This is a genomic window from Qipengyuania pacifica (assembly GCF_019857205.1).
In the GTDB taxonomy this organism is placed as follows: domain Bacteria; phylum Pseudomonadota; class Alphaproteobacteria; order Sphingomonadales; family Sphingomonadaceae; genus Qipengyuania; species Qipengyuania pacifica.
On the sequence record NZ_JAHWXO010000003.1, the window covers coordinates 223,624 to 236,230 of the forward strand.

The 12,607-nt window shown below is 61.8% G+C and carries 15 protein-coding genes; 5 read left to right on the forward strand and 10 right to left on the reverse strand.

Annotated elements, in window-relative coordinates; genetic code table 11:
- From KYK83_RS06405 to fmt, 3 genes are all read right to left on the reverse strand, one after another.
- Window positions 1-1,113 carry a zinc-binding dehydrogenase gene (locus KYK83_RS06405; protein ID WP_222827613.1) on the reverse strand — a complete coding sequence of 371 codons (1,113 nt, stop codon included), beginning with the start codon at window positions 1,111-1,113 and terminating at the stop codon, window positions 1-3.
- Between the two features lie 83 nt (window positions 1,114-1,196).
- Window positions 1,197-1,946, reverse strand: a complete 750-nt coding sequence (gene truA, locus KYK83_RS06410; protein ID WP_222827614.1) for a tRNA pseudouridine(38-40) synthase TruA — start codon at window positions 1,944-1,946, stop codon at window positions 1,197-1,199.
- Entirely contained in the window at window positions 1,943-2,851 is a 909-nt protein-coding gene (gene fmt, locus KYK83_RS06415) for a methionyl-tRNA formyltransferase (RefSeq protein ID WP_222827615.1), read from the reverse strand. Before fmt ends, truA begins: the two co-directional genes overlap by 4 nt.
- Window positions 2,852-2,904: 53 nt before the next feature.
- On the opposite strand from fmt, the gene recR reads away from it, so the two are divergent.
- The 5 genes from recR to KYK83_RS06440 all read left to right on the forward strand — a co-directional run bounded on the left by recR (window position 2,905) and on the right by KYK83_RS06440 (window position 7,342).
- Window positions 2,905-3,501 carry a recombination mediator RecR gene (recR, locus tag KYK83_RS06420; protein WP_222827616.1) on the forward strand — a complete coding sequence of 199 codons (597 nt, stop codon included), beginning with the start codon at window positions 2,905-2,907 and terminating at the stop codon, window positions 3,499-3,501.
- 62 nt (window positions 3,502-3,563) lie between these two features.
- Window positions 3,564-4,130 (forward strand): peptide deformylase, encoded by a 567-nt coding sequence (locus KYK83_RS06425; RefSeq protein WP_196846607.1) that lies wholly within the window; start codon window positions 3,564-3,566, stop codon window positions 4,128-4,130.
- A gap of 219 nt (window positions 4,131-4,349) precedes the next feature.
- Complete coding sequence (locus KYK83_RS06430) at window positions 4,350-5,801, forward strand: DNA recombination protein RmuC (protein ID WP_222827617.1); 1,452 nt, start codon at window positions 4,350-4,352, stop codon at window positions 5,799-5,801.
- Window positions 5,802-5,909: 108 nt separating this feature from the next.
- On the forward strand, window positions 5,910-6,983 hold the full coding sequence (locus KYK83_RS06435; RefSeq protein ID WP_196846605.1) for a PAS domain-containing protein: 1,074 nt from the start codon (window positions 5,910-5,912) through the stop codon (window positions 6,981-6,983).
- The gene (locus KYK83_RS06440; RefSeq protein ID WP_103022629.1) at window positions 6,980-7,342 is read left to right on the forward strand and encodes a response regulator; all 363 of its coding nucleotides are present in this window, start codon (window positions 6,980-6,982) and stop codon (window positions 7,340-7,342) included. The genes KYK83_RS06435 and KYK83_RS06440 overlap by 4 nt, the downstream gene beginning before the upstream one ends.
- Before the next feature lie 13 nt (window positions 7,343-7,355).
- Here the strand turns inward: KYK83_RS06440 and KYK83_RS06445 are convergent, their stop codons facing one another.
- The 7 genes from KYK83_RS06445 to KYK83_RS06475 all read right to left on the reverse strand — a co-directional run bounded on the left by KYK83_RS06445 (window position 7,356) and on the right by KYK83_RS06475 (window position 12,607).
- Window positions 7,356-8,159 carry a TrmH family RNA methyltransferase gene (locus KYK83_RS06445; RefSeq protein WP_222827733.1) on the reverse strand — a complete coding sequence of 268 codons (804 nt, stop codon included), beginning with the start codon at window positions 8,157-8,159 and terminating at the stop codon, window positions 7,356-7,358.
- Window positions 8,160-8,178: 19 nt separating this feature from the next.
- Window positions 8,179-8,457, reverse strand: coding sequence for an HPr family phosphocarrier protein (locus KYK83_RS06450; protein WP_222827618.1), 279 nt, complete (start codon window positions 8,455-8,457; stop codon window positions 8,179-8,181).
- Window positions 8,454-8,879, reverse strand: a complete 426-nt coding sequence (locus KYK83_RS06455) for a PTS sugar transporter subunit IIA (protein ID WP_103022631.1) — start codon at window positions 8,877-8,879, stop codon at window positions 8,454-8,456. The genes KYK83_RS06450 and KYK83_RS06455 overlap by 4 nt, the downstream gene beginning before the upstream one ends.
- Before the next feature lie 71 nt (window positions 8,880-8,950).
- Window positions 8,951-9,847, reverse strand: a complete 897-nt coding sequence (gene rapZ, locus KYK83_RS06460) for an RNase adapter RapZ (RefSeq protein ID WP_103022742.1) — start codon at window positions 9,845-9,847, stop codon at window positions 8,951-8,953.
- 11 nt (window positions 9,848-9,858) lie between these two features.
- Window positions 9,859-10,299 (reverse strand): HPr kinase/phosphorylase, encoded by a 441-nt coding sequence (locus KYK83_RS06465; protein WP_222827619.1) that lies wholly within the window; start codon window positions 10,297-10,299, stop codon window positions 9,859-9,861.
- Window positions 10,296-11,861, reverse strand: a complete 1,566-nt coding sequence (locus KYK83_RS06470; protein WP_196846602.1) for a sensor histidine kinase — start codon at window positions 11,859-11,861, stop codon at window positions 10,296-10,298. The genes KYK83_RS06465 and KYK83_RS06470 overlap by 4 nt, the downstream gene beginning before the upstream one ends.
- Window positions 11,861-12,607 (reverse strand): response regulator transcription factor, encoded by a 747-nt coding sequence (locus tag KYK83_RS06475; RefSeq protein ID WP_103022743.1) that lies wholly within the window; start codon window positions 12,605-12,607, stop codon window positions 11,861-11,863. The genes KYK83_RS06470 and KYK83_RS06475 overlap by 1 nt, the downstream gene beginning before the upstream one ends.

Consider the following 12,607-nt stretch of genomic DNA (forward strand, 5'->3'; position numbering starts at 1 on the left):
TCAGCCGTTGGGCATAACCAGATATTTCTCGCCGGTTTTCATCTGGCGGTAATCCAGAATCGCTTCCTTTGTCAGCATGCCTTCAAGGTCGACCTTCGACTTGTAGCTGCTGGCAAAGGTGGTGGTCAGATTGTCCAGCACGCGCTTGCGCATTCGGGCGACAGTCTCGCCCCCGGCCATCTGCAGGAACGGCGTCAGTAGCCATCCCGACAGGGTCCACCCGAAACCATAGGAAGGGGTGAGGGTGGTGGGGCCCATGTCCAGCCGGCCATAAATGAACATCCGCTTCTGCTGGTTCGAACCATAGCGCGAATACTCGCTCATCTTCTTTGAAGCGACCTGTTCCATCGCCTTGAAGCAGCTGTCGACCATCTTGCCGCCACCGATAGGGTCGAAGCCGTAGAAGGCGTTGGTTTCGTCGATCGCGGATTTGAGCTGATCCATGAAATCGCCATCCGCAGAATTGACGATGTGCTTCGCGCCGAGATCCTTCAGCAAGTCGACCTGATCGCTCTTCCGCACGATATTGACCAAACCAAGGTCATCTTCCTGGCAGATTTTCACGAGCATCTGGCCCAGATTGGAGGCGCCGACAGTGTGAAGGATTGCTTCCTGACCATCCATCTTCGCGTTCTCCGCAAAACCGAGGGCAGTCATGGGGTTAACGAAGCTCGATGCGCCGTCCTCTGCACTGTGATCGCCCAGCGGCAGGCACATCGAAGCGTCGGCGATTGCATACTGGCTGTAGGCCGTGCCCGGCACGCAGGCGACGCGCTGGCCCATCAACGCCTTGGCCATGTCGGAATCGCCCGTGGCGACCACCGTGCCCGCACCTTCGTTACCGGCTGGCAGGCGCTGGCCGTGGCGCGCTTTCTGCCCGCTGTTGAACGGCTCGGGCATCTTCGCGACGACCTTACCAGGCGAATATTCGGCATTTTCGAAATCCGCAGCGCCGGTCAGAATTGCCAAGTCGCTCGGATTGATCGGCGCGGCCTCCATTTTCACCAGCACCTGATTGCCGGTGGGATCGGGAAACTCGCTATTTGCGATCTCGACGGTGAGGGTGCCGTCGCTCGTCAGCGTGGTGAAAAGTTGTTTGCCTGTAGTCGTCATCCTCGTGCCCTTTCGTTGCGATACGAAACGTATTGGGCGTGTCGCTACGCCGCGAAATCGGCCTTGGCTAGGGTGACGTTAGGTCAAGTATCGTCGGGATAGACGGCCCGAACGAAATAAAGGCCGTGCGGAGGAGCATTGAGCCCAAGCGCTTGTCTATCGCGCGCTTGCAGCGCTTCTGCCACTCGTGTTTCGCGCCACCGGCCCATTCCCACAAGCGCCAGACAGCCGACCATCGATCGTACCTGATGATGAAGGAAACTGCGCGCTGCTGCATGAATGCGGACTTCATCACCATCCCGTTCGACGTCGAGCCGGTCGAGAGTTTTTATCGGGCTTTCCGCCTGACAGTGCACGGATCGGAACGTGGTGAAATCATGTAAGCCAACCAGCGCTTGCGCCGCCCGGTGCATGGCTTCGTGGTCCAGATCCTGCGGCACCTGCCAGAGGCGATCTTTCTCCAAGGTCAGCGGCGCGCGGCGATTCGCAATGCGATAGACATATGCACGGCCAGAGCAGGAAAAGCGTGAATGCCAATCGTCCGCCACCACTTCGCAATGCGTCACCGCTATGGGATCGGGCCGTAAATGAGCGTTGAGCGCCTCCATCAGACGGAAAGGCTCTATCTCCTTTTCGATGTCGAAATGACTGCGCATGGCGAGTGCATGAACACCGGTGTCCGTGCGGCCCGCGCTGTGCAGCCGGACTTCTTCACCAAGAATGCGATAGGCCGCTTCTTCTACTGCCTGCTGCACGCTCGGCCCGTCCTTCTGCCGCTGGAGGCCGAAGAACGGGGTTCCGTCGAATTCGAGGGTCAGAGCAAAACGGGTCAAGCGAGGCGGGTTCCTTTGGCAACCGATTTGCCGCGCAGAAAGGTGTCGAGATCCATTTTCGGTTTGCCAGCACGCTGTAGTTCGACCGGACGAATAGCGCCTTCGCTGCAAGCGATCGTCAGGCGATCGTCGGTCACTTCGCCGGGCGAACCGGCGGCTTCGACACATTCGGCACGCAGCACTTTGACACGGGTTTCGTCGAGCTCGAACCATGCGCCAGGGAAAGGTGACAGACCATGGATGTGCCGGACCACATCCCCGGCGGGACGGTTCCAGTCGATCCGCGCCTCTGCCTTGTCGATCTTGTCGGCGTACGTCGCGTCCCTGTCGTCCTGCTCCAGCGGATGCAGCGCGGTCAGATCGATCAACGTGCCGACCATCAGTTGCGCCCCGATCTCGGCAAGTTCGTCAGTGAGTTCGCCGGTTGTCTTGTCTTCGATAGGGGTTCGCGCGAATGTAATCATCGGGCCGGTATCGAGGCCCGCTTCCATCTGCATGATCGTGACCCCCGTCACCGGATCGCCCGCCATGACCGCCCGGTGAATCGGCGCGGCACCGCGCCAGCGCGGCAGGATAGACGCATGGACGTTGAGACAGCCATGTGTGGGCGCATCGAGTATCGGTTGGGGGAGGATCAGGCCGTAGGCCGCGACGATTGCCACGTCGGCCTTCAGGGCGGCAAAGGCCTCCTGCTCCTCTGCAGACTTGAGCGATTTGGGATGGCGCACCTCGATCCCGAGATCGCTTGCGCGCTGGTGCACGGGTGTTTTGGTCAGTTCTTTTCCCCGCCGACCGCCCGGACGCGGCGGCTGGGTATAGACGCAGACCACTTCATGCGCGGCATCGACCAGCGCCTGAAGCGTTGGCACTGCGAATTCCGGCGATCCCATAAAGATTGTGCGCATGAACGGCTCTTGTGGTCTTTCTCTGTTCTTATCGCGCCCCTATCTGTGCAGCTATGGCATCGCAAGAGATCGAGACGCTGGCTTCCGTGCTGGCACGGCTGCCCGGCCTTGGCCCACGTAGTGCACGCCGGGCGGTGTTGTGGCTGGTCAAACGCAGGGAAAGCGCGCTGCCGGCACTGCTCGAAGCGCTCGCGACCGTTGGCGAGGCGCTCGTCGAATGCGACACCTGCGGCAATGTCGATACGACCAATCCGTGCGCGATTTGCGCCGATCCGCGGCGTGATGTGAAATCGCTCTGTGTGGTCGAAGATGTGGCCGACTTGTGGGCTCTAGACCGGGCAAAGCTGTTTACCGGCAAGTATCACGTACTCGGCGGCAAGCTGTCCGCGCTCGACGGGGTGCGACCCGAAGATCTCAACATCGCATCACTACTGGCGCGTGTGGAGGAAGGCGGAGTGGACGAGATCGTCCTTGCCATGAACGCTACTCTGGAAGGGCAGACTACCGCCCATTATCTTGCGGAAAGGCTGGAGGCCTTCCCCGTGCGCATCACGCAGTTGGCCCACGGATTGCCGGTCGGCGGCGAACTCGATTATCTGGATGAAGGCACGCTTGCTCAGGCGCTGCGGGCGCGCAGACCGATGGGCTGACCGATCACAGTATGCGCCCTATTCAGATTGAATAAACGGCGCGACGCGCATATCTTGCGGCCATGGCGATAAGACAGATTCTCGAAGTGCCGGATCCCCGGCTCAAAACCGTGTCCGAACCGGTTACCGAATTCAACGACGAGCTGAACGAGCTCGTCGCGGACATGTTCGAAACGATGTATGCGGCACCCGGCATCGGGCTGGCGGCGATCCAGGTCGGCGTTCCAAAGCGTGTGCTGGTGATCGACCTTCAGCCGGAAGACGAGGAAGCCGAGGGCGAGGTCTGCAATCACGGCGGCCACGAACATGTCCATTACCCGACCGTCAAAGAGCCGCGGGTCTTCATCAATCCGGAAATCCTCGACCCGGCGGAAGAGCTGGCGAGCTATCAGGAAGGGTGCCTGTCGGTGCCCGACATCTTCGCGGATGTCGATCGTCCGGCCACCTGCCGTGTGCGGTACCAGGACCTCGAAGGCGAAACGCATGAAGAGGATCTTGAAGGCCTCATGGCGACCTGCATCCAGCATGAGATGGACCATCTCGAAGGTATTCTGTTCATCGACCATCTTTCGCGGTTGAAGCGGAACATGGCACTCAAGAAGCTGAAGAAGCTGCGCGAAGCGGCGTAGGCGTTCTACACAATCACGGATTTCGAAGAGGCGATTCGCGGTAGCGGGTCGCCTTTTTGTTGGGCTGGTTGATGAAGTACATTCGCTGGCACCGCTTTTTCGAGAAAAGCGGGCGCGTGGTCGTGCCCTTCGAATAGAGGGACCCGATGCGAACATAACGTCGGGGATTGCTGTAGGAAAGGGCTGGTGTTCCGCATGTGTTCCGCCTAGCCTGCACCCATGGAAATGGCAGTCATTGCAATCGTGGCGCTGCTCGCAGGAGCGGGCCTGGGATGGTTTTTGGGATCGCGGCCCGTGGCCGAATGGAAGGCGCGCCACGGGGAGCGCGATGCGGAAGCGCGCGAGACCGAAGAGAAGTTTCGCAAGGCGATCGTCGATCTGGAAAATGCGACCGTGCGGGCAGGGCGGGCCGATGCGCTCGACGCCGAATTGCGCGATGTGCGCAGGAACCATGAGGCGGCGCTCGACAATCTGCGGCGCAGCAATGGCGAACTGGGCGCCGAACTCGCGACGCTGAAGGAAAAGACCGCCAATTTCGACGAGCAGAAACGGCTGCTGATCGAAGCGCGCGAAGAATTGCTCAAGGAATTCCAGAACACCGGCTCGGCCGTATTGTCGAAGGCACAGGAAGCCTTCCTCGAGCGGGCGAACGAGCGGCTTGGCCATTCGGAAAAGACCAGCGAGGAAAAACTGCGCGCATTGCTCGACCCGGTCGGCAAGCGGCTGGAAGCCTATGAAAAACAGGTCGCGGCGCTGGAGGAAAAGCGCACCGATGCATTCGGCCGGCTTTACCAGCAGATCACCGAAATGCAGCGCGGGCAAGAGGAAGTGCGGCGCGAGGCGCAGCGGCTCGGCAATTCACTGACCAATGCCCCCAAGGCGCGGGGGCGCTGGGGTGAGCGGGCATTGCAGAACGTGCTGGAGCAATGCGGCCTGTCGGAACATACCGATTTCAATCTGGAGCATTCGATCGAAACCGACGAAGGCCGCCTGCGGCCCGATGCGGTGGTCCACGTTCCGGGCCAGAAGAAGCTGGTGATCGATGCCAAGGTGTCGCTGAACGCCTATCAGGCCGCATTCGAGGCGGATGACGAGAACGAGCGTATCAGAAACCTCGATCTGCATGCGAAGTCCATGCGCAATCACGTCCAGACGTTGGGTTCGAAAAGCTATCAGAGCCAGTTCGACGATACGCCCGATTACGTGGTCATGTTCGTCCCGGGCGAGCATTTCGTGGCCGCCGCGCTCGAGCACGATCCCGAATTGTGGGATTTCGCTTTCCGCAACAAGGTGTTGCTGGCGACCCCGACCAACCTTGTCGCCATCGCGCGCACGGTCGCGCAGGTCTGGCGGCAGGACACCATCGCGCGTGAAGCGGTAGAGATCGGCAAGGCGGGGGCGGAACTGTACGATCGCCTGGCAGTGGCTGCCGAACATATGAAGCGCGTGGGTGGCGGGCTGGAGACAGCCGTCAACAATTACAACAAGTTCGTCGGCAGTTTCGAGCGCAATGTACTGTCCGCCGGACGCCGGCTGCACGACAAGGGCATCGAGATCGGCAAGCGCGAGATTGACGAGGTGCCGATAGTCGAGGCGACACCGCGCTATAACGCCGAAGATGCCGCCCTGATCGGCAATGACGGACAGCCGGATCGCGAAGCTGCGGAATAGCCAAGGGGAAAAAACCGGGACCCCACCGGCGTTTTTGGCGTTGCTACTGCAATAGTTACCGGCATATGCCGGGTTAACAGACAGGTTGAAGTAGCAGGAAACCCTTACATGCATCGCGGCAACGGCGATGGGTCGCGCAAAACTTTCGAACAGGCCCAACATACCGGGCGGCCTTTCAATGCTGAGGAGGACAACTTCCCCGGCTCGTCAGGCCTGCTTTTCGAACAGGCAATGGCGCAGACCCGCATGGCGGTTTGCCTGACCGACCCGCGCCTGGAAGACGACCCCATCGTCTTCTGTAACAAGGCGTTCGAAAAACTTACCGGTTACAAGCAGGACGAGATCGTCGGCAGAAACTGCCGTTTCCTGCAGGGCCCCAAGACCGACCAGTCGCAGGTCGCGAAAATCCGCGATGCCATACGCACCGAAGAAGTGCTGGTCGTCGAGCTGCTGAATTACCGCAAGGATGGTTCGACATTCTGGAATGCTCTCCATCTCGGTCCGATTTACGACGAAGAGGGCAAGCTGCGGTATTTCTTCGGCAGCCAGTGGGACGTCACCGACATCCATCTGGCCCGTGCGGAAGAAAAGCACGCCAAGGCGATGGCCCGCGAAGTTTCGCACCGGCTGAAAAACGTCTTTGCTGTAATCGGCGGGATCGTGAACATAACCGGGCGCGCGATGAATGCGCGCAACGTATCGAGCAAGATCAACGAACGCGTCCAGGCACTGGGCCGCGCGTATGAGCCGACGCTGGACGATGCTGCACTGGGCACGATTGAGGTCGGGCAGGCGATCCGGTCGGTATTGAATCCCTACGATCCCGAAGGCGATCGCATCCTGTTCGAAGGCAATGGCGCGCGGACCGAGCCGAATGCGGTTTCCGCCATGGGGCTGACACTGCACGAACTTGCGACCAATGCGTCGAAATATGGCGCGCTGTCCAATGAGGACGGCAAGATCACCGTATCCTGGCATCACACGGAGGACCGGCACGAACGCCAGGCGCTGGTGATCGACTGGAAGGAAACCGGCGGTCCCCGCATTTCGGGCGAGCCGGAAATCACCGGTACGGGGTTCGACATCGCAGAAAGATTACTGGCCTACTCGCGCGGAACGCTCGACCGGACATGGGAGGAAGACGGGTTGCGGGCCAAAATCTCGCTGCCGCTGAAATCATGAAGTGCATTCTGATACTTGAAGATGAGCCATTGATCGCGATGGACCTGCAACTTGCATTTGAAGATGCAGGGGCCGAGGCGGTCGTGACGGTATCCTGCGATGAAGCCTTCGAAGCCATGGACGGAGCGGAGTTCGACGGCGCGGTGCTCGACGTCAATCTGGGCAAGGGGGAAACCTGCGAGCCGGTGGCGGTCGAGCTACGCGCACGCGGCGTGCCGTTCCTGCTGCATACCGGCGACCTCGACCGGGCCGGAGAAGCATTGCGCGATCTGGATGCACCGATACTGGCCAAGCCCAGCGGTGCCGACGATGTCGTGTCGCGTCTGTTCGGCCTGAACGGCCAGCTTCAGCCAGCCTGATTGCGCGGGCGCCTCAGGCGTCGAGCGCTGCCAGAACTTCGTATCCCAGAACAGCCGCGGCTACCGCAGCATTGAGGCTGTCTGCGCGCCCTTTCATCGGCATGGTCACTCGCAGATCGCAGGCCATTTCGTATTCTTCGGGAAGGCCGCGACTTTCATTCCCGACCATGACGAAGCAGGGCGCGGCGTAAGGTGCGCTGCGATAGGGTTGGGCATCACGAAGGCTGGCCGCAACCAGCTGACCCGTGCCTGCCCGCAGCCAGCTTTCGAATTCATCCCAGCGCGCGAGCGCGATGGATTGCGTAAACACCGCGCCCATGCTGGCGCGCACCGCCTCCACACTGAAAGGGTCGGCGCAATCGTCGATCAGGATGACCCCGCCTGCGCCGATGGCATCGCCGGTCCGCAACATCGTGCCCAGATTGCCGGGATCGCGAAGGGCCTGCGCGACGAGCCAGATATCGCTCCGTGACCGGTCGAGAGCGCCGAGCGAGGTATCGAATTCTGCAAATACACCGGCTACCGCCTGCGGATTGTCCTTGCCCGTAATCTTGGAAAGGATGTCCGGCGTGGTTTCGATCACCTCGCCGCCACCTGATTCAACTGCGTCTTCCAGTGCGCTGAGCAAGGGATGCGGATCGCGCCGATCGGCGAGAACGAGTGTTTCGGGCACATGCCCGCATTCGCGTGCATCGGTCAGCAACCGCAGCCCTTCGGCCAAGAACCGGCCCGAAGCCTTGCGGTATTTCTTCTCCCGCAAGGCGCGCAGAGCCTTGACGGTGGGATTGGAAAAACCGGTGATGTGACGGCGGTTCATCTCGCTTGAGGCCATGATCCTACGGCTCTCCGAAGCCATCCTCGACCATGGCGGACAGTTCGGCCATCACCGCTTCGGCATTACCGCCTGCCACGATGATCTCGATCGTGTCGCCCTTGGCCGCACCCAGCATCATCAGGCCCAAAATCGAGCCGCCGGCTGCTTCGTTGTCACCCTTGGCAACGCGAACGGTGCACGTGTCCGGGAGTTCGGCGACCGCGTTGACGAATTTGGCGCTGGCCCGTGCATGCAGGCCCCGCTGGTTGACGACCTCGATTGACCGGCGCAGCTCGCTCAAGAGGCTTTCCGCGCGCTCTGGATATCCTGGCCGAGAAATTCGCTGGCCACGGTGATGTAATTGCGCCCGGCGGTCTGCGCCGCGTGCACTGCATCGACCACATCCATGCTTTTGCGGGCGCCAGCCAGGCGGATCAGCATGGGCAGGTTGATCCCGGCGATGACTTCCACCCGCCCCGTATCGAGCAGCGAGATTGCCAGATTGGACGGGGTACCGCCGAACAGATCGGTCAGAATGATGGCGCCCTTGCCGCTGTCGACCTCTTTGATCGCATTGGCGATATCGGCGCGACGCTGTTCCATGTCATCGTTCGGGCCGATGCATATGGTGGCCACATGCTCCTGCTTGCCAACGACATGCTCCATAGCGTCGATGAAATGTTCGGCCAATTTGCCGTGGGTGACGAGGATCATGCCGATCATGCAGCTTCAGTTCCGTTGCGATGCCCGAAGAGTGTGCCTGCGTGGCCCTTAACCATTCCTTGCCCTTGGGTCTAGCGGCGCTCCAGCCGGTCGGCGGGACGCGACCCAAGGTTGCGATGCAGAACCGTGGGCGAAAATCCATCTTCGCGCAAGACCTCTGCCGCCCGTTCCGCACTGTAAACCGAGCGGTGTCTCCCTCCGGTACACCCGAAAGCGATATTGAGATAGCTGCGCCCCTGGGCGGCATAGCGCGGCATGACTTCGCGCAGCAGATCGATGATGCGGTCGAATGCGGGGGTAAAGGCGGGGTCGGCGGCGATATGTTCGGCCACCGGCGCATCGAGGCCGGTCAGCTCGCGCAGGCCGGGGACCCAGTGCGGATTGTCGAGAAACCGCATATCGAACAGCAGATCGGCCAGAGGCGGCATGCCGCGGGCAAAGCCGAAACTGGAAATCGTGATCGTCATGTGGCGTTCGGTGTCGTCGGCAAAGCGTTCGCGCACGACCTGCTGCAACTGATTGGTTGCATAGGTGGTGGTGTCGACGACGATATCGGCCCAGCGCCGTAGCGGTTCGAGCAGTTCGCGTTCGGCCTTTATGCCGTCCAGCACGGGGCGGCCGCGAGCCATGGGGTGGAGCCGGCGCGTTTCATTGTAGCGCCGTTCGAGTTCCGTACTGCCGCAATCGATGAACAGGGTGGTCAGTTCGACATCGTCGCGCGCCTCGAGTTGTTTGCACAGCGCGATGATTTCCGCCGGGACGAAACCGCGTGTCCGCGAATCGAAACCGATGGCCACGGGCAAGGTGTTGTCCCCGCTATCGACGAGGCTGCCGAGCATGCGGATCGGAAAATTGTCGAGCGCTTCCCAGCCGAGATCTTCGAGCACCTGAAGCGCGGTCGACTTGCCCGCACCCGAAAGGCCGGTGACGAGCAGGATACGCTGCGGAGAGGGCGATTCGTCGGGCATGTACGGCATCTCTATTGTGTTGCACCCGAATTGGGGAAGGGGAGACCGTGATGTGCCAGTGCATATTCCGCGCGCAGGGCCTGCACGGCATCGCCCGGCGCGAAGGGCAGGGACGGAATGTCGACCCCCGCGATCGTTCGCATTGCCGGATCGAGCGGGAAGCGGGGCGCTTCGGGATCGAGCGTAAGGACGAGCGCCAGAGGGGCGCTCGACACGGGCAATTCGACGATACCGACGTTGCGGATTTCGATGAGGCCGCAGGTATTGGGAGGCGGGGAGGCGATCAGCGCCGCGCCGTCATGCGCCAGATGCGCCGCATCGTCGCCGATCAGCACGGCGCCGCGATCGATCAGGGCGAGGGCGAGGGAGGACTTGCCCGATCCCGGCGGACCTTCGATCAGCAAGGCACGGCCACCGATCGCGACAGCCGTGACATTGGCAAGGACCGTCACCGCTTGGCCGGGAGACTGAGCTGGAGGCAGGCACCTTCTTCGCCGTCGGCACGCGATGTCGCGACCAGCGTGCCATCATGCGCTTCCGCAATGGTGCGGGCGATGGCGAGGCCGAGCCCGGAATGGTTGCCGAAATCCTCTTCCTCGGGACGGTCGGAGTGGAAGCGCTGGAACACACGTTCGCGCTTTTCTTCCGGAATGCCCGGCCCTTCGTCGGAAATGGAGAGGGTGATGCGATTGTCGCTGCGAGTGATTTCGGCCACGATCCTGCCGGCCGGCGGCGAAAAGGATACGGCGTTGTCGAGCAGGTTCTGGATGACGCGTTCCAGCCGTGCGGGGACGCCCATGATCGGCACGGACCGGTCGTCACCGGTGATGACGACCATGCGGCCCTCGTTCTCGTCGCGCGTCTCGCGATTGTCGACGATGGTGCGGAGCAGCTGCGCAAGGTCCACCGGCTCGAATTCGGTCCGCGACATTTCCGCATCGATCCGGCTGGCGTCGGAAATCTCGGTCACGAGCCGATCGATCCGGCGCACGTCGTGGATGGCGATATCGATCAATTGCCCGCGCAGCTTGGGGTCTTCCACCTTGGCGAGCGATTCGGTCGCACTGCGGAGGGAAGCGAGGGGGTTCTTTATCTCATGCGCGACATCCGCCGCGAAATGTTCGACCGCATCGATACGCTGGCGCAGGGCCGCGGTCATGTCGGAGATCGAGCGGGCGAGCATGCCGATCTCGTCGCGGCGCTGGGGCAGGCGCGGAACCTCCACCTGGCGGTCGCGCCCCTGCCGCACGCGCACGGCGGCCTGGACCAGCTCGCGCAAGGGACGCACGATGGTCTGCGCCAGAAACAGCGACAGCAGCGTGGAAATGACGAGTGCGAGGAAGACCACGAGCGCGACCGTGGAGCGAGCCGTCCGCACGCGGGCGGTGATGTCGACCGGATTGCGGGTGAGCAGGAGCGTGTCGCCATCGAGCCCGACAGGGGCCGCGGCGTTGATGACATGCGTGCCGTCGGGCGCATCGCGCAGGACGATCTGGGTGAGGCTTTCGCCGCGGGCCCGCAGCAGTTCGGGCCAGTCGTTGATGTCGTCCGTCTCCGGCTCGCGGTAGTCGGGAACGGCCGGCGCGCCGACCACCCGGTCGAACCAGCGGTCCATCCGCAGCGCGAAGGCGTTGGGATCGACATCTTCCTTACGCGCCAGTGCGAAGCTGGGCGGGGCGAGCTTGAAACTGTCGGCTTCGAGCGAACCGTCGGGGCTGTAGACCCGCAGGCGCAGGCGCTGTTCCTTGCCGATCTGGATCAGCAGGGCTTCCTGGCGCTTGGGCGATGCTCCGGCCAGCGCTTCTGCCGTGATCTGCGCTTCGACGAGGGCAAGCTTGAAGCGTTCGTCGAGAAGCTGCTTGCGATAGGCGTCGACATAGATGACGCCGCCGCCCAGCAGGACCAGCGGCAGAATGTTCACGAACAGGATGCGGCTGGTGAGCGAGAGCCGCCGCGACCAGCGCAGCTTTTCCAGCCGCGGATCGCCTTTCAATACGCTACCGATTTCCGACATCAGCCTTCGTTGAAACTGTAGCCTGCGCCGTAAAGCGTTTCGATGGCGGAAAAGGTCTTGTCGACGGCGCGGAACTTGCGCCGCATGCGCTTGATGTGGCTGTCGACCGTTCGATCGTCGACGAAGACATCATCGGGATAGGCGGCATCCATCAACTGGTTGCGGCTCTTGATCACGCCGGGGCGCGTGGCCAGCGCCTCGAGCAGGAGGAATTCGGTCACCGTCAGCGAAACGGCTTCCCCCTCCCACGTGACGTGATGCCGGGCAGGATCCATGTACAGGCGACCACGTTCGAGCACTTCGCCCGGCTTTTCGTCGAACTGTTCGGACAGGATCAGCGGATGGTCGCTGCCGCTGCGCCGAAGGATGGCGCGGATGCGGGCCAGCAGCAGGCGCAGGCTGAAAGGCTTGGCGATGTAATCATCCGCGCCCATTTCGAAGCCGGCTTCCTCGTCGGTTTCGTCATCCTTGCTGGTCAGGAAAATGACCGGGAGCGGCGATTTTTCGCGCAGGCGGCGCAAAAGTTCCATCCCGTCCATCTTGGGCATCTTGATGTCGAAAATGGCTAGGTCGGGCGGATTGGACAACAACGCGCCAAGAGCAGCCTCGCCGTCTGAATAGACGCGCGTGGCAAAGCCTTCGCCCTGCAGCGCGATAGAGACGGTGGTCAGAATATTGCGATCGTCATCGACCAGCGCGATGACCGTCCGGTTGCTTTCGCCCTGCGGCGCGGCATCTGCTGTCAT